This is a genomic window from Parahoeflea olei, assembly GCF_001703635.1.
In the GTDB taxonomy this organism is placed as follows: Bacteria; Pseudomonadota; Alphaproteobacteria; order Rhizobiales; family Rhizobiaceae; genus Hoeflea; species Hoeflea olei.
On sequence record NZ_LQZT01000048.1, the window covers coordinates 212,910 to 235,578 of the forward strand.

The window sequence follows — 22,669 nt, forward strand, 5'->3', positions numbered from 1 at the left end:
GGAACCGCCGCGCCGATGACCGTTCAATCCGCCATGATCCTTGCCGCGGGGCTTGGCACCCGCATGCGCCCGATCACCGAGACCCTGCCCAAGCCGCTGGTCGAGGTCGCGGGCAAGCCGCTGATCGCCTACAGCCTCGAAGCGCTCGACCGGGCGGGCATCGGCCGCGTGGTGGTCAATGTCCATCATCTGGCGCCGCTGCTGATCGACTGGCTCGCGCGTCGCGCGGGCGCCGAAATCCTGATCTCGGACGAAACCGAAGCCCTGCTCGATTCCGGCGGCGGCGTGGTCAAGGCGCTGCCGCTGCTCGGTTCCGGTCCGCTGATCCTGCTCAATGCCGATACGTTCTGGATCGAGGATCATGCCTCCGGGCGCGATAATCTTGCGGAGATGGTGGATCGTTTCGATCCCGAATCGATGGATATGCTGCTGATGACCGCGCGCCTCGACCAGGCCACCGGTCACACCGGCGGCGGCGATTTCACTCCGGACAGCGAAGGCCGGCTCACCCGCTATCGGGGCACGGGTGATGGCGTGATCTATGCCGGCGCGCTCGTCCTGCATCCGCGCATCTTTGCCGGAATCTCGGAGCCCAAATTCTCGCTGAACCGCTGTTTCGATGCCGCCGCCGCCGCGGGCCGCCTGTTCGGATACGCGATGCGCGGCCACTGGCTCACCGTCGGCACGCCCGAGGCAATCGGCGAGGCGGAAGCGGCGATTGCCGCCTATCGCGGCGAGCACGCCGGCGGCGAAAGCGAAGCCGCGCCGTGACGCGCGCCGCGCCCCGGATCGTCACCATTCCGCCGGGCGCGGCCTTCCTGCGCACGCTGGCCGATGCGATCCTGTCGGGCGGTCTGGTGCCGGGGCTCTCCTATCGTGCTGACGATCCGCTGTCGCTGGCGAGCGCCACGGTGTTCGTGCCGACCCGGCGCGCCGCGCGCGCGCTGCGCTCGGAACTCACCGACCTGATCGGCAAGGGCTCGGCGCTGCTGCCGGCAATCCGGCCGCTTGGCGAGACCGACGACGACACCGGTTTCTTCGAGGCGGAGGACCCGGAAACGCTCTCCCTCGATCCGCCGATCCCGCAGCTGGCCGCCACCTTGCGGCTTGCCGATCTGGTGCTCGCCTGGAAGCAGGCGCTGCCGCAGGCCGTGCGCGATCATCTGGGCGGCATGCCGCTGGTGGCGCCGGCCAACCCGGCTGACGCGATCTGGCTCGGCCGCGCGCTGTTCGACCTGATCCAGGCAATCGAGATCGAGGAACGCGATTTCGCCGGCCTCGACACGGTGGTTTCGGAAGACCTGCAGCAATGGTGGCAGCTGACCGGCGAATTCCTCAGGATCGCGCGTGAATTCTGGCCGGCGCTGCTGGCCGAGATCGGCCGCTCCAGCCCCGCGTATCACCACAACCGCATGATCGATGTCTTCACCCGCAGCCTTGCGGCCGCGCCCGCCGGCCGTCCGGTGATCGTCGCGGGCTCGACGGGCACGCGACCTTCGACCGCAAGGCTGATTGGGACCGTGGCGCGGCTCGACCAGGGCGCGGTGGTGCTGCCCGGGCTCGACCAGGTGATGCGGCCCTCGCATTGGCGCGCGCTGGCGCTCGCCGCCGGCGGCCCTGCGCCGCAACCGGGTTCGATCCCGGCTTCCGGTTCGCCATCTCCGGACGTGGCGATCCGCAGCCATCCCCAATACGGGCTGTTGCGGCTGCTTCAATCCTGCGGGCTTGGGGCGGATCAGGTTGCCGACATCCCCGCACTTGGCGATGTCGCGCCCGCCCTGGGCGACCGCCGGGCCGTGGTCTCGGCGGCGTTGTTGCCGGCGGCCACCACCGAGGCCTGGGGCGAGCCCGGGTTCCTGCCCGATGTCGCCGCGATCAGCCGCGGTCTCGACCATGTGAGCCTGATCGAGGCCGCCAACGAGCGCGAGGAGGCGGCCGCGCTGGCTGCGGCAATGCGCCGGGCGCTGGAGCCGCGTGAAGACCTTGCCGAACCGACCGCGGCGCTGGTGACGCCCGACCGCAACCTCGCCCGCCGGGTGGTGATCGAACTCGCGCGTTACGGCATCGAAGCCAATGATTCGGGCGGCATTCCGCTCACCTCGAGCCCGCAGGGCAGCCTCGCGCGGCTGGCGGTCGAGGTGGCCTTCGCGCCCGGCGACGCCATGGCGATCGCGGCGCTGATCAAGCATCCGCTCTCTCGTTTCGGGCTGTCGCGGGAGCGTGCCCGGACCGGCGCCGGTCTGGTCGAGCGCATCGGCTTGCGCGGTGGCAGCGGCTCGGCGGCCATCGCCGATCTGGTGAGCCTGGTAACGCAGCGCCAGTCCTCAAGGCTCGAGCGCCACGCGCCGCGCTGGCTTGCGCGCATCGGCGAGAAGGACCTCGACCTGGCGCTCGATTTTGCCGGGCGTGCGGCCGACGCGCTCTCGCCGCTCACCTCGGCGTTTTCAGCCGCTCCCGGCGAGGATACCCCCGCCCCCCTTCCGATCGGGACGCTCGCCGATGTCACCGCCAGGGCGCTGGAACGGATCTGCGCCGATGACACCGGCGCGCTTGATGCGCTCTGGGGCGACGAAGCCGGCTCCGACCTTGCCGGGCTGCTGCTCGAAACCCGCGACAGTGATTCGACCTTGTCGCTCGGGGGCCGCGAATGGATCGGCGCGTTCGAAGCGCTGGTTTCGGGCCGGATGGTGAAACCGCGCGGCGGCGGCCATCCGCGCGCCTTCATCTGGGGCGCGCTCGAAGCGCGGCTGCAGCATGTCGACACGTTGGTGATGGGCGGGCTCAACGAAGGCGTCTGGCCGCAGGCCGGCCAGGAAGACCCGTTCCTGTCGCGCTCGATGAAGGCGGCGATCGGGCTCGAACCGCCCGAACGGCGCATCGGCCAGGCCGCCCATGATTTCGAAATGGCGATGGGCGCGCCTGAAGTGGTGCTCTCTCGCGCCTTCCGCTCCGGCAAGGCGCCGACGGTCGCTTCGCGCTGGCTGCAACGGCTGCTGGCGGTCGCAGGCAAGGAGCCCGCAGCCGCGATGCGGGTGCGCGGCGCGGCGCTGCTCGCCCATGCGCGGGGTCTCGACCAGGGGCCGTCCACGCCGGCGGCGGCCCGGCCCGAACCGCGCCCGCCGGCCGAACTGCAGCCGGACAGCTACTCCTTCTCGGAGGTCAAGACGCTGCGCCGCGATCCTTACGCAATCTATGCGAAACGGGTGCTCAGGCTCGATCCGCTCGATCCCTTCCTCGCCGAGCCCGGCCCGCGCGAGCGCGGCACGCTCTACCATGCGATCCTGGAGGATTTCGTTTCGCAGGCGCAACAAGGCCCGCGAACGCTGGAGGTGCTTCACGGGATCATGGATCGCCACTTTGCCGCAGCTGAGCTGCCCGATGCGCTGGCGCTCACCTGGCGGCTCCGCTTCGCCAAGGCGGCCGAGGCCCTGATCGCGTGGGAAGAGACCCATGCCCCAACGCTGACGCGTTCGCTGGTCGAGGCACGCGCCGCGCTCGACTTGCCGCTCGCCGGCGTCCGGCTCACCGGCATGGCCGACCGCATCGACCTGCGCGCCGACGGCTCCGCCTGGATCATCGATTACAAGACCGGCAGCGGACCCTCGCGCAAGGAAGCGCGGGTTCTGCTCGACCCGCAGCTGGCGCTCGAAGCCCATGCGCTGATGCAGGGCGGCTTTGCCGATCTCGGCAAGCTGCCGGTTTCGGGCCTCATCTACCTGCGTCTGACCGGCAAAGCGGAGATCGCCGACCGGGTCGAAGACGATCCGGTAAAGAAGGGGAAGGACGAGCCGCTCGATGCGGCGACGCTCGCCGACAAATCCGTCGAGGAACTGGGGCGGCTGGTGGCCCTGCTGCGCTCCGGCAAGCGCGGATTCCTCTCGCGCGCGATTCCCGAAAGCGCGCGCTCGGTCGGCGGCGATTACGATCATCTGGCGCGCGTGGCCGAATGGCAGACCGCGGTCGATGCCGAGGGAGGCGACGGCGATGACTGAGCCGGGCGGCATCAGTACAATTTCCGATACCACGGCACGGCAGAACCTCGCGGCGACGCCGACGCTGTCGGCCTGGGTGTCGGCCAATGCCGGCTCGGGCAAGACCCATGTGCTCTCGCGCCGGGTGATCCGGCTCTTGCTGCGCGGCGCCCGCCCCTCGGCGATCCTGTGCCTGACCTACACCAAGGCGGCCTCTGCCGAGATGTCGAACCGGGTGTTCCGCACGCTCGGCGACTGGGTCCGGCTCGACGACGAGGCACTGGCCGAAAGGATCTCCGAGCTCGAGGGCGGCGGGCCGGTCGAGCCGCAGCATCTCACGCTTGCCCGCAGGCTGTTCGCGACCGCGCTCGAAACCCCCGGCGGCCTCAAGATCCAGACCATCCACGCCTTCTGCGAGGCGGTGCTGCACCGGTTTCCGCTGGAGGCGAACATTCCCGGTCATTTCGCCGTGCTCGACGACCAGAAGGCCGCCGAACTGCTGGCGGAAGCCCGCCGGCAGCTGATGTCGGCCAGGGGCTTTGCCGAAGATCCGGAGCTTGCCGCGGCCGTCACGTCCGCGCTCGAACTCGGCGGCGAAGCCGGCTTCGACAAGCTCCTGTCCGGGCTCTATGCGCGCCGCCGCGACTATCTCGCCTTCGAGGCCCGCGCCCGCGGCGCGGGCGGTGCCGAACCGCTGTTCCGCAAGGCCCTTGGCCTTGAGGTCGACGAAGACGAGGCCTCCGCCTTGGCCCGCGCCTGGCCTTTGGCCGCGATGCCGGTCGATTATGTGCGGGTGCTGCACGATTTCGCCGAATCGGCCAAATCCGCCGCCAAGGCGCACAACCTCGCTTACGGATTGCTGCAATGTGGGTCCGAAGCCGATCCGGGCCGGCGCTTCGATCTCCTCCGGCAGGTGTTCTTCACCAAATCCGGCGATCCGGCGAAGCTCGGCAGTGCCATGACCAAGACCGTGGCCGAGCGCTTTCCCGATCTCGCCGAGCGGATCGCCGCAGCGCAGGATCAGGTGAGCGACGCTGTCGATCGGCTTGCGCGGCTTCGGGCGCTGACCGCTTCGCTTGTCGCCTTCCGGCTGGCGCGGCGCTATCTCGGCGTGTTCGAGGCGCTCAAGACCCGCCAGGCCCTGCTCGACTATGACGACCTGATTGCCGCCACCGAGGCGCTCCTGTCCAGGAGCGGCGCCAGCGCCTGGGTACACTACAAGCTCGACCAGGGCATTGACCATATTCTCGTCGACGAGGCGCAGGACACGGCGCCGCTGCAATGGAATGTGATCGGTGCGCTGTCGGACGAATTCTTTGCCGGCGAAGGATCTCGGCCGGCAAACCGCACCGTCTTCGCCGTGGGCGACGAGAAACAGTCGATCTACTCGTTCCAAGGCGCCCGGCCGGAGCGCTTTGCCGAGGAACGCCGGCGCATCGCCCGGCGCGCGGACGCAGCCGAGGCCGATTTCCGGCAGGTGTCGCTGCGCGTGTCGTTCCGCTCGTCGATGGAAGTGCTGCATCTGGTCGATTCGGTGTTTGCCGATGACGATGCGCGCCGCGGCATGGGCGCGGATGACGAGCCGGTGGTGCACGAGACCGCGCGGCTTAAGGCCCCGGGCCTGGTCGAGATCTGGCCGATGATCGCCAAGGAGAAGACCGAGGGCGACGAGGACTGGACGGCTCCCTTCGACGACGTGCCCGAATCCGCACCTGCCGCGCGGCTTGCGCGCCGCATCGCCGGCCTGCTTGGCCAGTGGGTCGGCCATGAGACGATCATGGACCAGAAATCGGGGTTGATGCGTCCGGTGGCACCCGGCGACATCCTGGTGCTGGTGCGCAAGCGCGACGGCTTCGTGCCGACGCTTCTGCGCACCTTGAAGGCAACCACCGACATCCCGGTGGCGGGAGCCGACCGCTTGCGCCTGACCGATCACATCGCAGTCCAGGACCTGATGGCGCTCGGCCGCTTCGCCGTGCTTGAGGAGGACGACCTGTCACTGGCGGCGCTGGTCAAGAGCCCGCTCTTGGGTCTTGACGAGGATCAGTTGTTCCGGCTCGCCGCGACCCGGCCCGAGGGCATGTCGGTGTGGCGTGCACTGGGCAAGCTGGCCGCGAGCGAAGGCGCTTTCGCCACGGCGCGCCGCAGGCTCGAACGCTGGGCGAAACGTGCCGCAGAGCTGCCGCCGCATGATTTCTTCGCCTCCGTGCTCGGCCCCGACGGCGGCCGACGCGCCTATCTGGCAAGGCTGGGCCACGAGGTCGGCGACGTGCTCGACGAATTCCTGGGGCTTGCGCTCGATCACGAGCAGGCGGGCCTGCCCGGGCTGCAATCCTTCCTCGCCATGCTCGAAACCGAAGCGCCCGAGATCAAGCGCGAGATGGAAGGCGAGTCGGGCGCCGTCAGAATCATGACCGTGCATGCGGCCAAGGGTCTGGAGGCGCCGATCGTGTTCCTGGTCGATTCGGGTGGAGAGGCGTTTCAGCACACCCACCAGCCGCGATTGTGGCTGCTGCCGCCGGCGCCGGACCAGGACGCGCCGCTGTCGGTGCCGGTGTGGCTGCCCGACAAGGGGAGCGAGAACGGCGCCACCGCGCCGGTGCGCGAGGCGATGCGCAACCAGGCCGAGGAAGAATACCGCCGGCTGCTCTATGTCGGCCTCACCCGCGCCGCCGATCGGCTTGTGGTCTGTGGCTATCGCGGCCTGCGCGAGGTGAAAACGCCGACCTGGCACACGCTGGCGCTGGCCGGGATCGAGACCGCGAGCAGCGACGAGGCCTATGCGGTCGAAGACGTGGTGCATGAGGCCGGCGGCGAGGTGTTCGAGGCGCGCCGGCTCAGCCGTAAGGGCCGCACACCGGCCGAAGCCGGAGATCCGGCCCGGCAGGAAAGCGGCGCAGCGTCTGAAATCGCGGGGATCGATGTGCCGTCTGACCCGCTGCCCCGGCCCACGCGGTTGCCGCGGCCGCTGGCCCCCTCGGGCGTGAGCGCGGTGCTCGAGGAGCAGGGCGGAGTGGCCTCGCGGTCACCCTTTTCCGACAGCGCGCCGTCTTCTTCGACCGCGGCACTCGAACGCGGAACCCTGATCCACCGCCTGCTGCAGGCCCTGCCGGCGGCGCCCGCCGCTGACCGGCCGGCGCTGCTCGACCGCTATCTCTCCCGCGCCTGGCGCGCGGATCAGGCCGATGTCGCGGCGAAAATCCGGGACCAGGTGCTTGCGGTGCTGGACGATGCGCGATTCGCGCCGATCTTCGCGGCCTCCGGCCAGGCCGAGGTTTCGGTGATGGGCACTCTGCGGATTGGCGGCGAGGAGCGCGCCGTCTCCGGCCGGATCGACCGCATCGCCGTGGAGGACGACCGCGTGCTGATCGTCGATTACAAGACCGGGCTCGCGCCGGCGCCGGGCGAGGGGCCTCCGGCCGGTCATGTCGCCCAGCTTGCGATCTACCGGGCACTGCTCGGGCCGCTCTATCCCGGCCGGCGGATCGAAGCCGCGCTGATCTATGTCTCGGGCCCGGTGCTGGTCGAGATTTCCCCCGAGACGCTCGACAGGGCGTTGGAGACGCTCGACAAACAGGTCTCGGCGGAGGATTAGAAAACGGTGAGGCGCCATCACGGCTCGGTGATCCGGATCTAAACCCCCTTGAACAGGATGGAATGAAGCCTCACATTAGCCCCAACCCGAATATCCATCAAAGGAGTGCCCGAACATGGCGACCGTGAAAGTAGACAGCGCCAATTTCCAGAGCGAAGTGCTCGAATCCACCGTCCCGGTCGTCGTCGACTTCTGGGCGGAATGGTGCGGCCCGTGCAAGATGATCGCCCCCAGCCTCGAGGAAATCTCCAACGAGATGGCCGGCAAGGTGAAGGTCGCCAAGCTCAATATCGACGAAAACCCCGAACTTGCCTCGCAGTTCGGCGTCCGCTCGATCCCGACGCTTGCGATGTTCAAGGGCGGCTCGGTCGCCGACATCAAGGTGGGCGCCTCGCCCAAGACCGCGCTGTCGAGCTGGATTGCCGGCGCCGCCTGAGCCGGATCGGTATCCCGCACATCCTGAACCCGTCCGGACGCTCCGGGCGGGTTTTTTGATGGCGAACGGGGAGAGCGGTCAGACCGGCGGCGTGCCGTTGATGCGGAGCACGTGGCCCAGGAGATAGAGCGACCCGCCGATCAGGATGCGCGGCGGCAAGGTCGATCCGTCCCGGGAGCGGCAGATGGCCGCGAGCGCGGTCTCCACATCCGGCGCCGGGCCGGCGCGCAGCCCTGCCTGGCCTGCGGCATCGGCCAGGTATCGGGGGTCGAGCCCCGCCTCGCAATCGGGCACCGGAACGGTGAAGACCTGCCGGGCCATGCCGGCAAAGGCCTCGAAATAGCCGATCGGATCCTTGGTGTTGATCATGCCGGAGACGAGAAACAGCGGTCGCGATTCGCGGTCGTTGAGCGTGGCCATGGCCTCGGCGATCACCCGCCCGGCACCGGGATTGTGGCCGCCGTCGATCCAGATCTCGACGCCCTCCGGCAGGTTCTCGACAAGCCGGCCATAGGTCAGCCGCTCCAGCCGCCCGGGCCAGGAGGCGGATGTGAGGCCGCGGCCGATGGCCTGCTCCTCAAGCTTGAAGCCGGCCGCCTTGAGCGCGCGGATGGCCGCGGCCGCATTGGCCTGCTGGTGCCGGCCCGCGAGCCTTGGCTGCGGCAGGTCGATCAGCTCGTCCTCGTCCTGGTAGACCATGCGGCCGTTTTCCTCGAAGGCGATGAAATTCTGGCCGTAGACATCGAGCGGGCAGGCAAGCCGCTCGGCGGTTTCGATCAGCACGTCGCGGGCAATCTCTTCCGACTGCTCGCCGATCACCACGGGCACGCCGCGCTTGATGATGCCGGCCTTTTCCGCCGCGATCAGCTCCACACGGTCGCCCAGATAGGCCTGGTGGTCGAGCGAGATCGACATGATCACCGCGGCGGCCGGATGGGGGATGACATTGGTCGCGTCGAACCGGCCGCCCAGGCCCACTTCGATCAGCGCCGCATCGGCGGGGTGCTCCGAAAACAGCACGAACATCACCGCGGTCAGGATTTCGAAGACGGTGATCGTCTCGCCCTGGTTGGCCGCAGCCACCCGGCGCACCGCGTCGGCCAGGACTGCATCCTCGACCAGGCGCCCGCCGCCTTCGGCGCCGAGCCGGAAGCGCTCGTGCCAGTTGACCAGATGCGGCGAGGTATGAACGTGGACCGTGAGCCCGTGGGCTTCGAGAATGGCGCGGCAGAACGTGCTGGTCGAACCCTTGCCGTTGGTGCCGGCGACATGGATCACCGGCGGCAACTGCTCATGCGGATTGCCCAGCCGTTCGAGCAGGCGGGTGATCCGGCCGAGAGAGAGGTCGAACCCCTTCGGATGCAGCGCCAGCAGCGCGTTGATTTCCTGTTCCGCAGCCGACACCACCGCTCCTTCCGCCGAGACCCTCGGCATCCATGGCTTGGCCATGCGCTGTTTTTTCAATGCACAGCCCGACTGGCTCTCCGGCTGTCCCGGCGAATGATTACTGTCCGGCTCCGGCGGGTTCGGCTTCCGCTTCGTTGACCGGTGCGGGGGCTGCGGGTTCGGGCTCCGAAACCGGTGCGGCTTCGGCCGCATCCATCTTGAGCAGGATGCGGAGCAGTCGCGCAAGCGTGTCGGGCAGGTCGTGGCGGTGAACCACCATGTCGATCATGCCATGGTCGAGCAGGTATTCCGAGGTCTGGAAGCCTTCGGGAAGCTTCTCACGGATGGTCTGTTCGATCACCCGTTTGCCGGCAAAGCAGATTTCCGCACCGGGCTCGGCCAGGTGCACGTCGCCCAGCATCGCATAGGAGGCCGACACGCCGCCGGTGGTCGGGTTGGTCAGCACCACGATATAGGGCAGACCCGCTTCTTTCAGCATCTCGACGACCACGGTCGTGCGCGGCAGCTGCATCAGCGACAGGATGCCTTCCTGCATGCGCGCGCCGCCGGAGGCCGGGAACATCACCAGCGGGCATTTCCGCTCGATGGCGGCCTCGAAGGCCTGGATGATGGCCTCGCCCGCGGCGATGCCGAGCGATCCGGCCATGAAGGCGAAATCATGCACGCAGGCGACGATCTTGACGCCCTTGACCGTGCCGTGGGCAGCCACGACGGCATCTTCGAGCCCGGTCTTGGTGCGGCTGTCGCGCAGCCGGTCGACATATTTCTTGGAATCGCGGAACTTGAGCGGATCCTGCGGCACTTTCGGCGACGGCAGCAGGTCGTATTTGCCCTCGTCGAAGATGTGCTTGAGGCGCGCCTCGGCCGACATCTTCATGTGGTAGCCGGAAGCCGGGATCACGAAATGGTTTTCTTCCAGATCGTTGTGGAACACCATTTCCCCGGTCTCGGGGCACTTGATCCAGAGATTTTCCGGAACCTCGCGGCGGCCGAGCATCGAATTGATCTTGGGCCTGACGTAGTTGGTAATCCAGTTCAAGGTGCTGTCTCCGGTTTGGTCCGTCTAATGTGGGGGCGCTACTCGGCCGGCGCAAGCCTTGCCGCGCGCACCCCGGTTGCGAGCCCGCGCACCATGGTGGCGACGCTCTCGACGGTGTCGGTCGTTGCCGCGCCCTTGGCGTCGAGCGTGTTGGCGATCTGGTTGACGATGGCCGTGCCGACCACGACGCCGTCCGCGGCCTGGCCGATGGCGCGCGCCTGCTCGGCGGTCTTGACGCCGAAGCCGACGCAGACCGGCAGGCCGGTATGGCCCTTGATGCGCTCGACGGCGGCGTTGACTTTCGAGGTGTCGGCAATCGCCGAACCGGTAATCCCGGTCATCGACACATAATAGACAAAGCCCGATGTGTTTGACAGAACCCGCGGCAGTCGCTTGTCATCGGTGGTGGGGGTTGCCAGCCGGATGAAGTTGATCCCGGCCTTGATCGCCGGCAGGCACAGTTCCTCGTCCATTTCCGGCGGCAGGTCGACCACGATCAGCCCGTCGATGCCGGCTTCGCGCGCGTCGGTCAGGAACCGGTCCACGCCATAGACATAGATCGGGTTGTAATAGCCCATCAGCACGATCGGTGTTTCGGGGTCGGTCTTGCGGAAATCGCGCGCGAGATCGAGCGTCTTGACGAGCGTCTGCCCGCCCTTGAGCGCGCGCTGGCCTGCCATCTGGATCGCCGGGCCGTCGGCCATCGGATCGGAAAACGGCATGCCGAGCTCGATCACGTCGGAGCCCGCACCGGGCAGCGCCTTCATGATCCTGAGCGAGGTATCGTAGTCCGGGTCGCCGCCCATGAAATAGGTCACCAGCGCCGGCCGGCCCTCGGCCTTCAGCTTATCGAAGCGGGTATCGATGCGTGTGGTCATGGTCAGAGCTCCACTCCGAGGATCTTGCCGACGGTGAAGATGTCCTTGTCGCCGCGGCCGCACAGGTTCATCACGATGATCTGGTCCTTGCCCATCTTCGGCGCGCGCTTGATCACCTCGGCGAGCGCATGGCTCGGCTCCAGCGCGGGAATGATGCCTTCGAGGCGGGTCAGCAGCTGGAAGGCCTCGAGCGCTTCGGTGTCCATGATCGGCACATATTCGACCCGGTTCGAGTCCTTGAGCCAGGAGTGCTCCGGCCCGATGCCCGGATAGTCGAGCCCGGCCGAGATCGAATGGCCTTCCTTGATCTGGCCGTCGGTGTCCTGCAGCAGATAGGTGCGGTTGCCGTGCAGCACGCCCGGCGCACCGGCGGTCAGCGACGCGCAGTGCTCCTCGCCGTCGAGCCCCTTGCCGCCAGCCTCGACGCCGACGATCTGCACGTCCTTGTCGTCGAGGAAGGGATGGAACAGGCCGATGGCATTGGAGCCGCCGCCGACGGCGGCAATCAGCATGTCCGGCAGCCGGCCTTCCATGGCGAGCATCTGCTCGCGCGCTTCGCGGCCGATCACCGACTGGAAGTCGCGCACCATTTCCGGATAGGGATGCGGGCCCGCCGCGGTGCCGATCAGGTAATAGGTGTCTTCGACATTGGTCACCCAGTCCCTGAGCGCCTCGTTCATCGCGTCTTTCAGCGTGCCGTGGCCGGAGGTCACCGGGTGCACCTTGGCGCCGAGCAGCTTCATGCGGAACACGTTCGGCGCCTGCCGTTCGACATCGGTCGCGCCCATGTAGACTTCGCACGGATAGCCGAAACGGGCGGCCACGGTGGCCGAAGCCACGCCATGCTGGCCCGCGCCGGTTTCGGCGATGATGCGGGTCTTGCCCATGCGCTTGGCGAGCAGGATCTGGCCCACGCAATTGTTGATCTTGTGCGAACCGGTGTGGTTCAACTCATCGCGCTTGAAATAGATCTTGGCGCCGCCCAGGTGCTCGGTCAGCCGCTCGGCGAAATACATCGGCGAGGGTCGGCCGGTGTAATGCGCGTTGAGATGCTCGAGCTCGGCGCGGAATTCCGGATCGGCCTTGGCCCTGGTCCATTCCTCCTCCAGTTCGAGGATCAGCGGCATCAGCGTTTCGGCAACGAAACGGCCACCGAAAATGCCGAACATGCCTTGTTCGTCGGGACCGGTGCGGAATGAATTCGGCGGTGTCGTCTGGTTCACGTCAGTTACTCCTCAAACCGTCCCTTTGGCGGATGCTTCCGCGTCGCGGACCGCGCGCACGAAACCGTCCATCATGGCAAGATCCTTGATGCCCGGCGCGCTTTCCACGCCCGACGAGACATCGATGCCGGGTGCGCGGGTGATCTCGAGCGCCTCGCCGACATTGTCCTTGGTCAGGCCACCGGAAAGCATGTAATCGAGGCCCGCGTCAAGGCGCGCGAGCAGCCGCCAGTCGAAGCTCACGCCGTTGCCGCCGGGCAAGTCTGATCCCTTTGGCGGCTTGGCGTCAAACAGAAACCGGTCGGCGATGCCGACGTAAGGCGCGATCCGGTCGAGATCGGCGGCTTCGCGAATGGCGAAGGCCTTCATCACCTTAAGCCCGAACCGGGCCTTGACGTGAGCCACCCGCTCCGGGCTCTCGGCGCCATGCAACTGCAGCCAGCCGGGTTTCACGTGGGACACGATCTCATCCAGTCCGGCATCGTCCATGTCGACGCTCACCGCCACGGTCTCGAGCCCGCGCGCTTGCGCCCGTACGCCGAGTATGGATGCGGTTTCAACCGCCACATGCCGTGGGCTCTTCGCAAAGAAGATGAAACCGGCCATGCCGGCTCGGAGATCGGCCGCGCGATCCACCGCCTCCGGGGTGCTCAGGCCGCATATCTTGATGAGCGTTGTCATGGCGGCTGACCTCGCACAAAACCGGGTGGGAGTCGAGATATCCATGCTGCGATTGCGGTCCGCAGATCAAAATGTCACGGCGAACAGGCGCGATCCGTTCTGCTTGAGCCAGCGCTTGGCTTCCTTGGTGCGCGGGCACAGCGCCGTGCAGGTGGCCCAGAAGTCGGGGCCGTGGTTCATTTCCTTCAGATGCGCCACTTCGTGCGCGGCGAGATAGTCGATCACGAAGGGCGGCGCCATGGCGATGCGCCAGGAAAACGACAGGTTGCCCTCCGAGGTGCACGAGCCCCAGCGGCTTTTGGTGTCCTTGTAGGCGATCGCCCGGACCGGCTTGCCGAGGCTGGCGGCGTGCTTGCGCACCAGCGGCTCGAGTTCCTGCCGGGCGACCCGCTTGAGATGGTCCGCGACGCGCCGGCCGGTATGCTCGGGTGATCCGGACACCCTCAGCGCCGGCATGCCGTCGATCTCGGTCTCCTCGGCGAGCCCGCGCAGCTTGCCGGTCAGCACGATGCGGTGGTCGATCCCCTTGATCGGGATGGTCGAGGTGTCGGACAGCGGACCGGTGTCGGCCACCCGCGCCAGCTTCGTCATCAGCCAGCCCTGGTGGCGGGTCAAGAACGCGTCGATCTCGCGGCCGGGCAGGCCCTTCGGGATGGTCAGTTTCAGCGCCCGTCCGCCGGGCTCGATCCTCAGCGTCATGCGCGTGGCCCGGGCATTTTCGCGAATCGTCAGCGGCAGCGCCCGGCCATTGACCGTGACCGCGTCGGGACGCGGCGTGGCCGGGCGTGAGGGTGGGCGTCGAAATCCGAACATGGCTGGGTTTTATCCGATTCGCCGCGCATGCACGGCGTGAAAATCATTCGCTTCCACGCCCTGTCGCCGACACGGGGCAAGAAAAAAGGGCGGCGCCGGAGCGCCACCCTTTCCGGAGGTCATGCGAATGCGGATCAGCCGTCGATTTCGGGAACCGAACCGCCCTTGCGGGTCCTGGCCTGGCTCGCTTCGCGGGCTGCCATGAACTGGTCGAATTCCTTGCGGTCGCGGGCCTTGCGCAGATCGCGCATGTGGTCGTCGAATTCGCGGCGCATCTCATCGAGCTTGCGGCGTTCCTCGTCGAGCCGTGCCAGCTCGGCGTCGCGCCATTCGTCGAAGGCAGCGTTGCCGCTGCTGGTGCCGCGCATGCCGCCGGTGCTCTTGCGGAACGAACCCGCGAACTGGTCGGTCGCACGGTTGACATCGGCCTTGAACGCGTCGAGCCGTTCGCCCCAGATGATGTAGGCGAGCATGGCCAGGCCAAGCGGCCAGAAAACCATGAAGCCCAGAACCATCAGGGCGATGGTCGCCGGCGTCCAGGCGGGGCGGATCAATGCGGACTGTGTCATCGGTCAAAACCTCATCTGGTAAGGGAAGCGGGGATCGTTCCCTCGTGTCATGGATGTGGTATGTGCCGCGGCGCGATTCAAGAAAATGCCCGCTGGAAACCGGTATACTGTTGTTTTTATTGAAAAATATCGATGGCTAAAATGCCATATACCCGCTCGGCGAAACACGCCCGCGCAGGCTCCGCTGCGCAAGCCTCACCGCACCCTTCGCAGGCGCCCCGGCCCCGCCTTCAGGACCGGCCCTTCCGGCCCCGATCAGTCGCTCAGTCCACCGCGGATCAGCTTCGGCGCCGCCTTCTTGGAGCGGTTGGCGCGGGCGTGGGTGCGGATGAAATCGAGGATCCGCGGCGCGATCTCGGCGCGGAAGCGCGAGCCGTTGAAGACGCCGTAGTGGCCGACCTTCGGCTGCACATAGTGGTGGCGCATGTCGTCGGGGATATTGGGGCAGATGGTCTGCGCGGCCTGGGTCTGGCCGAGGCCGGAAATGTCGTCGTTCTCGCCTTCGACGGTCAGCAGCGCCACATTGCGGATCGCGGTGGTGTCGACCTTGCGGCCGCGATGCATCATCTCGCCCTTGGGCAGCGAATGCTTGATGAACACCGTATCCACGGTCTGCAGGTAGAACTCGGCGGTCATGTCCATGACCGCGAGATATTCGTCGTAGAAATCCCGGTGGCGTTCGGCGGAATCGCCGTCGTCCTTGACCAGATGCAGGAAGAAATCCTTCTGCGCGATCATGTGGCGGTCGAGATTCATGGTCATGAAGCCCGACAGTTGCAGGAAGCCGGGATAGACCTCGCGGGTGAAGCCGGGCAGCGGCCACGGCACCTGCATGATGACATTGTCCTCGAACCATTCGAGCGGCTTGGTCTGCGCCAGCTCGTTGACGCCGGTGGGATTGATGCGGGTGTCGATCGGCCCGCCCATCAGCGTCATCGAGGAGGGGGCGAAGCTGTCGCCGCGCTCTTCCATCACCGCGACCGCGGCCAGCACCGGCACCGACGGCTGGCAGACGGCCACGACATGGGTGTCGGGGCCGAGCGCGTGCAGCATCGAGATCACGTAGTCGATATAGTCGTCGAGATCGAACCGGCCTTCGGTCACCGGCACCATGCGCGCGTCGGTCCAGTCGGTGATATAGACCTCCGCCTTGGGCAGCAGCGCTTCCACCGTCCCGCGCAACAGCGTCGCGTAATGGCCCGACATCGGCGCCACGATCAGGATCTTCGGGTCGGGCCGGTGGTTCGACGGCAGGGTCCGCTCGAAATGAATGAGGTTGCAGAACGGCCGTGACCAGACCACGCGTTCGTGCACCGACACCTTGCCGGTGTTGAGTGTGGTCTCGTCGAGCCCGAAGGCCGGTTTGCCGTAGCGGCGGGTGGTGCGCTCGAACACTTCGAAGCCGGCGCCCATGGCGCGGCCGAAGGCGGTGTGCGACAGCGGGTTGATCGGATTGCGGAACGCCAGGCGCATGGCGTCGGCATAGGCCCGCATGGGCGCAATTGCCGCATGGTTAAGTTCGTACATCTGGTAGAACATGAGATGATGCCCTTCTCGTTCCGGCCGCCCCGGGCTGCCTGGTCCGTGCCACTATGCCTGCCAGATTCTTGCCAGAGTCTGACTTGTCGCCTGTGCGAAGACAGGGGGGAAGCCTAGCATGCTTTTGTTGCATTGCAACAACGGCGCTGCGCCCGCGGGCCTGAAATCACGCCGCCACCGCCTGAAATCAGCGGTTTTCGCCAAGCCGGCTGCGCCCCGGCCGCAGGTGTCCCTATCCATGCGCCCGAACTGGCAGTAGGTGGCAAGCGCCGGCGCGCCTATGCCGGGTGCAGTCCACGCGCACGGAGCCCCGCCGTTGAAACCGTTCACAGGCAGTTTTACCCAGCAGGAAGCGCTCGATGGCGAGGCGATCGCGGCCGCCACCGCCGTGCTCCAATCCGGCCGGCTGCACCGCTACAACACCGATCCCGGCGAACTGTCGAAAGCTTCCGAGCTCGAACAGGCCTATGCCGCCTACCAGGGCGCGCGCTATTGCCTGGCCTGTGCCTCGGGCGGCTATGCGCTTGCGATCGCGCTCCGCGCGGCGGGCCTCAAGCCCGGAGAGGCGGTGCTCACCAACGCCTTCACCCTCGCGCCCGTGCCCGGCGCCATCGCCGCCGCCGGCGGCAGGCCGGTGCTGGTGGAGATCACGCAGGACCTGGTGCTCGACCTCGATGATCTTGCGCGCAAGGCGCAAGCCTCCGAGGCGCGCTTCCTGCTCCTGTCCAACATGCGCGGGCATCTTGCCGACATGGAGCGGCTTGCCGAGATCGTGCGAGAGGCAGGCCTCACGCTGATCGAGGATTGCGCTCACACCATGGGGGCCGCGTGGAACGGCCGCAAGAGCGGCTCCTTCGGGCTGGCGGGCTGCTTTTCGACCCAGACCTACAAGCATCTGAATTCAGGCGAAGGCGGGCTGCTCACCTCCGACGATGCCGAGTTCATGGCCCGCGCCATCATCCTGTCGGGCTCCTACATGCTTTACGAGCGCCATGGCGCGGCTCCGGCCAGGGACGTGTTCGAGCGCATACGGCTCGAAACCCCCAACATGTCGGGCCGCATGGACAATCTGCGCGCCGCCATCCTGCTGCCGCAGCTTGCGCGCCTCGAGGGCAATATCCGCCGCTGGAACGAGCGCTACCGGGCGCTGGAAGAGGGGCTTGCCGGGGTCGAGGGCCTGGTGTTGCCGCACCGTCCGGCCGGGGAATCCTATGTCGGCAGTTCCATCCAGTTTCGCCTGCCGGGGCTCGGGCCGCATGGGTGCGAAGCCTTCGTCGCCGCCTGCCGGGCGCTTGGCGTCGAGCTCAAATGGTTCGGCGCGCCCGAGCCCCAGGCCTTCACCTCGACGCACCGCAGCTGGACCTATGTCGATCCGCAGCACCTGCCCGAAACCGACCGGGTGCTTGCCGGCCTGTTCGACATGCGCCTGCCGCTCACCTTCTCGCTGGATGATTGCCGTCATATCGCCGCCATCATCGCGCTGTGCGCACGCCGTGTGCTGGCGGGAGACGTCGCAGAGGCTGCGCAGGGAGCTGCGACAGCCGGGCATGCGGATTGATCTGGCGTGGTCAAGCGGCCAAACTGGCTCTAGGGGCGATCGGGCCAGTTGTGGTTCTTGTCGTCAACTAAGGAGGATTAGCCATGCCCAGAATGACCACCGAAGAAGCCTTCGTCAAAGTTCTCCAGATGCACGGGATCGAGCATGCCTTCGGCATTATCGGTTCGGCGATGATGCCGGTGTCCGACCTGTTCCCGAAGGCCGGAATCACCTTCTGGGACTGCGCCCACGAGACCAATGCCGGGCTGATGTGCGACGGATTCATCCGCACCACCGGCAAGATGGCGATGGCGATCGCCCAGAACGGCCCCGGCGTGACCGGCTTCGTCACCCCGGTCAAGACCGCCTACTGGAACCACACGCCGATGCTGCTGATCACGCCGCAGGCGGCCAACAAGACCATCGGCCAGGGCGGCTTCCAGGAGATGGAGCAGATGCGCCTGTTCGCCGATTGCGTCTGCTACCAGGAAGAGGTGCGCGACCCCTCCCGCATTCCCGAGATCCTCAATCGCGTGATCATGAAGGCCTGGCGCGGCTCGGCCCCGGCGCAGATGAACATTCCGCGCGACATGTGGACCCAGGTGATCGATGTCGAGCTGCCGCAGATGGTCCGCTTCGAGCGCCCCGCGGGCGGCGAGGAGGCGATCGCCAAGGCCGCGGAGCTGCTGTCGAAGGCGAGTTTCCCGGTGATCCTGTCGGGCGCCGGCGTGGTGCTGTCGGGCGCGATCCCGGATCTGGTCAAGCTCGCCGAACGCCTCGATGCGCCGGTCTGCTCCAACTACCAGCACAATGACAGCTTCCCCGGCTCGCATCCGCTGGCCGTCGGCCCGCTCGGCTACAACGGCTCGAAGGCCGCCATGGAGCTGATCGCCAAGGCCGATGTGGTGCTCGCGCTCGGCACCCGGCTCAATCCGTTCTCGACGCTGCCGGGCTACGGCATCGACTACTGGCCGAAGCAGGCCGAGGTGATCCAGGTCGACATCAATGCCGACCGCATCGGGCTCACCAAGAAGGTGACCGTCGGCATCGAGGGCGATGCGGCCAAGGTCGCCCGCGCGATCCTGGCGCAGCTGTCCGACAGCGCAGGCAATGCCGGCCGCGACGAGCGCCGCAACCTGGTTTCGGTCACCAAGTCGCGCTGGGCGCAGGAACTCTCCTCGCTCGACCACGAGGAGGACGATCCCGGCACCGTCTGGAACGAGGAATCGCGGGCACGCGACGCCGACCTGATGTCGCCGCGCCAGGCCTGGCGGGCGATCCAGTCGGCGCTGCCGAAGAACGCCATCATCTCGTCCGACATCGGCAACAACTGCGCCATCGGCAATGCTTATCCCAGTTTCGAGGAAGGCCGCAAATACCTGGCGCCGGGCCTGTTCGGCCCCTGCGGCTACGGATTCCCGGCGATCATCGGCGCCAAGATCGGCCAGCCGGACATTCCGGTGGTGGGCTTTGCCGGCGACGGCGCCTTCGGCATTTCCATGAACGAAATGACCGCCTGCGGCCGCGACAACTGGCCGCCGATCACCATGGTGATCTTCCGCAACTACCAGTGGGGCGCGGAAAAGCGCAACACGACGCTGTGGTACGACAACAATTTCGTCGGCACCGAACTCGACCGCGACACCTCCTATGCCAAGATCGCCGAGGCCTGCGGCGCCAAGGGCGTGGTGGTCCGGGACCAGCAGGGTCTTACCGAGGAACTCGCCAAGGCCGTCGAGCGGCAGATGAAGGAGAAGCAGACCACCTTCATCGAAGTGCTGCTCAACCAGGAACTGGGCGAACCCTTCCGCCGCGACGCGATGAAGAAGCCGGTGGTTGTCGCCGGCATCGATCCCGCCGACATGCGCCCGCAACAGGGCGCGCTCTGAGGCGACCTTTCAGGACCTTGGATCGGGCCACGCTTCGGCGTGGCCCTTTTCATGCGCGCCCGAACTCGGCGATCGTGTCGGCGATGATGTCGATGCCCGCGGGAATCCGGCTGCTGTCGATCGAGGAATAGGCGATCCGGAAATAGTGGTTTCCGTCCTCGGGGTTCTCGAAGAAGAAGTGCCCCGGCTCGATCAGCACGCCGCGCTGCTTGACCGCCAGCGACAGGTCGCGCGCGTCGATGCCGTCCGGGGTCCTCATCCAGAAGCTGGAGCCGCCGGATACATCCGAGCCGGCAATGTGCAGCCCGCGCCGGTCGATCGCCTCCTGCATCACCTCGCGCCGGCGCCGGTAGGCCTGGCCCATGCGCGCGACCAGCGCATCGAAATGGCCGAGCGACAGGAAATTGGCGACCGTGCGCTGCAGGTGCCCCGGCGGATGCCTGACGATCACCATGCGCAGGGCGCGCGCCTCGCGGATGAAGGTCTCCGAGCCGACCATGTAGCCGAGCCGGAGCCCGGGAAACAGCGATTTGGAGAACGAGCCGACATAGATCACCCGGCCCTCCTCGTCGAGCGACTTGAGCGCCGGCGCGGGCGGGTTCAGGAACGACATCTCGAATTCGTAGTCGTCCTCGACGATCAGGAAATCCTCGCTCGACGCCCGCTCCAGCAGCGCCTGCCGCCGTTCGAGCGGCATCGTCACGCTGGTCGGGCAATGGTGGCTCGGCGTGGTGAACACCACGTCCACGTTCTTCGGCAGCGCATCGAGCCGCATGCCGGCATGGTCGACCGGCACATTGACCACGTTGCAGCGCGCGAGATTGAGCGCCACCCGGAGCCCCGGATAGCCCGGATTTTCCATCACCGCCGTGCGCCGCTGGTTCAAGAGCACCTGCGCTGCCAGCCACAGCGCGTTCTGCCCGCCCAGGGTGATCAGGATCTGCTCGGGCTTGGCCTGGATGCCGCGCCGCGGCAGCGAGTTGAGCGCGATATACTTGACCAGTTCCGGATCGTCGCGCTCGTAGCTGTCGGCGGTCACGGTCGCGAATTCGCGCTTGCCCAGCGCCTGCAGCGCGCATTGCCGCCAGTTGGAGTGGTCGAAGATGCGCTCGTCGGCCTGGCCATAGATGAAGGGATAGGGATAACTGCGCCAGTCGACCGGCTTTTCGACGAGCGACTGGCCGGAGAAGCGCTGGCCGATCGCCCGCGTCCAGTCGACCTTGTCGGCGATCACGCCGCGCGGCGCGTCGAAACGCGTGCGCTGCGGCGCGGTCGGCGAGACATAGTAGCCCGAGCGCCCCTTGGCGATCAGATAGTCGTCCGACACAAGTTCGCTATAGGCCAGCGTCACGGTGATGCGGCTGATCGCCAGATGTGCCGCCAGCTTGCGGCTGGAAGGCAGTTTCGCGCCCGGAACGAAACGGCCGGAGAGGACGCCCTCGCTGATCATCCTCTGAATTTTCTGCTGCAGTGTTCCCTCGAATTTGGGATCGAGAAAAAACGTGTCTATGGGTATGGACATTCGCTCGCCCGGCCGGTTTCGGCCAGGCTATCGAAAGACTTATGACGGCGAAAGAGGCAGCGGCGACCGCCCGGTCCGCCTGCGGGGACCGGGCGCGCCGTCCTGCCGGAGGGTCAGCCGAACACCCGGCCCAGCGCCTGGTCGACGCTGTCGGTGATGCGGTCGATGTCGTCCGCGGTGGCGATCAGCGCGGGGCTGAAGCACAGCGTGTTGTTGAAGCCCGGCAGCGAGCGGTTGGTGGCGCCGATGATCACGCCCTGTGCCATGCAGTCGGCCACCACCGCCTGCACCCGCTTCTCCTCGATCGGCTCCTTCGAAGCCCGGTCGCTCACCAGTTCGGCGCCGAGGAACAGCCCCTTGCCGCGGACATCGCCGATCACGGCGTGCTTGTCCTGCAGCGCGCGCAGATTGTCCATCATGCGCTCGCCCATCGCCGCGGTGTTCTCGATCAGGTTCTCGTCCTCGATGATCCGCATGTTCTCGAGCGCCGCGGCGGGACCGGCGGCGCAGCCGCCGAAGGTCGAGATGTCGCGGAAATAGGACATCGGGTCGGAGGCGTCGTCCTTGAACTGCTCGAACACCGCTTCAGTGGTCACGGTGCAGGAGATCGCCGCATAGCCGGAAGCCACGCCCTTGGCCATGGTCACGAAATCCGGCTTGACGCCGTAGTGCTGGTAGCCGAACCAGGCCCCGGTGCGGCCCACGCCGCAGACCACTTCATCGACATGCAAGAGGATCTGGTACTTGGCGCAGATTTCCTGCACCCGCTCCCAGTAGCCCGCGGGCGGGGTGATCACGCCACCGCCGGCGGTGATCGGCTCGAGGCAGAGGCCGCCCACAGTGTCGGGCCCCTCGCGCAGGATCACCTCTTCGATGGCATTGGCCGCGGCCAGGCCGTAGCTTTCGGCGTCGGGGAACTGGTTGCGGTATTCGAGGCAGTGCGGCACCTTCACGAAGCCCGGCGCCAGCGGTCCGTACTGGTCGACGCGCTGCGGCTGTCCGCCCGCCGAAAGGGCTGCCAGCGTGGTGCCGTGATAGTCGCGGTCGCGGTACAGGATCTTGTATTTGCGGCCGCCATGATGCCGGTGCGAGATCTGGCGGATCATCTTGAACGCCTTCTCGTTGGCCTCCGAGCCGGAGTTCGAGTAATACACCCGGCTCATGCCCGGCATCTTCTCGATCAGTTTCTGCGCGAACAGCGCGCCGGGGATAGAGCCAGCGGAATTGGCGAAATAGTTCATCTTGACGAGCTGGTCGCGCACCGCGTTGGCGATGCTTTCCCGGCCGTAGCCGACATTGACGGTCCACACGCCGCCCGAGACGGCGTCGAGATGTTCCTTGCCGGTGGCGTCCCAGACGCGCATGCCACGGCCTTCGACCATGATGCGCGGATCGATGGTCTCGAACGGCTTGTGCTGGATCAGATGGTGCCAGACGTGGTTCCGGTCGGCCTCAATGACCGCCTGGATATCGTTGGGCTGAATGGGTAGGTTCATGAGGGGTCCCTCCCGGGAGAATGACGACGACCGGAACTCGGCAGTATCAGCATCGCCGAAGTCCCTGACAAGAG

The 22,669-nt window shown here is 66.9% G+C and carries 16 protein-coding genes; 6 read left to right on the top strand and 10 right to left on the bottom strand.

Features of this window, described 5'->3' with window-relative positions:
• Window positions 1-15 precede the first annotated feature (15 nt).
• The 4 genes from AWJ14_RS19465 (at window position 16) to trxA (ending at window position 8,002) form a co-directional block, all read left to right on the top strand.
• Complete coding sequence (locus AWJ14_RS19465) at window positions 16-771, top strand: nucleotidyltransferase family protein (RefSeq protein ID WP_066183328.1); 756 nt, start codon at window positions 16-18, stop codon at window positions 769-771.
• Entirely contained in the window at window positions 768-3,992 is a 3,225-nt protein-coding gene (gene addB, locus AWJ14_RS19470; RefSeq protein ID WP_066183603.1) for a double-strand break repair protein AddB, read from the top strand. The genes AWJ14_RS19465 and addB overlap by 4 nt, the downstream gene beginning before the upstream one ends.
• Window positions 3,985-7,566, top strand: coding sequence for a double-strand break repair helicase AddA (gene addA / locus AWJ14_RS19475; RefSeq protein WP_245304382.1), 3,582 nt, complete (start codon window positions 3,985-3,987; stop codon window positions 7,564-7,566). The genes addB and addA overlap by 8 nt, the downstream gene beginning before the upstream one ends.
• A 115-nt stretch (window positions 7,567-7,681) precedes the next feature.
• Window positions 7,682-8,002 (top strand): thioredoxin, encoded by a 321-nt coding sequence (gene trxA, locus AWJ14_RS19480; protein WP_066183334.1) that lies wholly within the window; start codon window positions 7,682-7,684, stop codon window positions 8,000-8,002.
• Between the two features lie 78 nt (window positions 8,003-8,080).
• Here the strand turns inward: trxA and AWJ14_RS19485 are convergent, their stop codons facing one another.
• The 8 genes from AWJ14_RS19485 to AWJ14_RS19520 form a co-directional block, all read right to left on the bottom strand.
• Window positions 8,081-9,451: a bifunctional folylpolyglutamate synthase/dihydrofolate synthase gene (locus tag AWJ14_RS19485; RefSeq protein ID WP_425349661.1), complete on the bottom strand. Its 1,371-nt coding sequence runs from the start codon at window positions 9,449-9,451 to the stop codon at window positions 8,081-8,083.
• Between the two features lie 55 nt (window positions 9,452-9,506).
• Window positions 9,507-10,448 (bottom strand): acetyl-CoA carboxylase, carboxyltransferase subunit beta, encoded by a 942-nt coding sequence (gene accD, locus AWJ14_RS19490; protein WP_066183335.1) that lies wholly within the window; start codon window positions 10,446-10,448, stop codon window positions 9,507-9,509.
• 38 nt (window positions 10,449-10,486) lie between these two features.
• Window positions 10,487-11,326, bottom strand: coding sequence for a tryptophan synthase subunit alpha (gene trpA, locus AWJ14_RS19495; RefSeq protein WP_066183338.1), 840 nt, complete (start codon window positions 11,324-11,326; stop codon window positions 10,487-10,489).
• 2 nt (window positions 11,327-11,328) lie between these two features.
• Entirely contained in the window at window positions 11,329-12,549 is a 1,221-nt protein-coding gene (gene trpB / locus AWJ14_RS19500) for a tryptophan synthase subunit beta (RefSeq protein WP_066183341.1), read from the bottom strand.
• Between the two features lie 12 nt (window positions 12,550-12,561).
• Complete coding sequence (locus tag AWJ14_RS19505) at window positions 12,562-13,230, bottom strand: phosphoribosylanthranilate isomerase (protein WP_066183344.1); 669 nt, start codon at window positions 13,228-13,230, stop codon at window positions 12,562-12,564.
• A 66-nt stretch (window positions 13,231-13,296) separates the two neighbouring features.
• Window positions 13,297-14,043 (bottom strand): M48 family metallopeptidase, encoded by a 747-nt coding sequence (locus tag AWJ14_RS19510; RefSeq protein ID WP_066183347.1) that lies wholly within the window; start codon window positions 14,041-14,043, stop codon window positions 13,297-13,299.
• Between the two features lie 134 nt (window positions 14,044-14,177).
• The gene (locus AWJ14_RS19515) at window positions 14,178-14,612 is read right to left on the bottom strand and encodes a DUF2852 domain-containing protein (protein ID WP_066183350.1); all 435 of its coding nucleotides are present in this window, start codon (window positions 14,610-14,612) and stop codon (window positions 14,178-14,180) included.
• 255 nt (window positions 14,613-14,867) lie between these two features.
• Window positions 14,868-16,151, bottom strand: coding sequence for a polyhydroxyalkanoate depolymerase (locus AWJ14_RS19520; RefSeq protein ID WP_066183352.1), 1,284 nt, complete (start codon window positions 16,149-16,151; stop codon window positions 14,868-14,870).
• A 316-nt stretch (window positions 16,152-16,467) separates the two neighbouring features.
• Here AWJ14_RS19520 and AWJ14_RS19525 point away from each other — a divergent pair, with 316 nt between their 5' ends.
• Entirely contained in the window at window positions 16,468-17,709 is a 1,242-nt protein-coding gene (locus AWJ14_RS19525) for a DegT/DnrJ/EryC1/StrS family aminotransferase (RefSeq protein WP_083220380.1), read from the top strand.
• 83 nt (window positions 17,710-17,792) lie between these two features.
• On the top strand, window positions 17,793-19,577 hold the full coding sequence (xsc, locus tag AWJ14_RS19530) for a sulfoacetaldehyde acetyltransferase (RefSeq protein WP_139112708.1): 1,785 nt from the start codon (window positions 17,793-17,795) through the stop codon (window positions 19,575-19,577).
• Between the two features lie 49 nt (window positions 19,578-19,626).
• Here xsc and pdxR read toward each other — a convergent pair whose 3' ends face one another.
• Together pdxR and AWJ14_RS19540 are read right to left on the bottom strand one after the other, a co-directional pair.
• Window positions 19,627-21,099 (bottom strand): MocR-like pyridoxine biosynthesis transcription factor PdxR, encoded by a 1,473-nt coding sequence (pdxR, locus tag AWJ14_RS19535; RefSeq protein WP_066183358.1) that lies wholly within the window; start codon window positions 21,097-21,099, stop codon window positions 19,627-19,629.
• Between the two features lie 113 nt (window positions 21,100-21,212).
• On the bottom strand, window positions 21,213-22,595 hold the full coding sequence (locus AWJ14_RS19540) for an aminotransferase family protein (RefSeq protein WP_066183365.1): 1,383 nt from the start codon (window positions 22,593-22,595) through the stop codon (window positions 21,213-21,215).
• Between the last annotated feature and the right edge of the window lie 74 nt (window positions 22,596-22,669).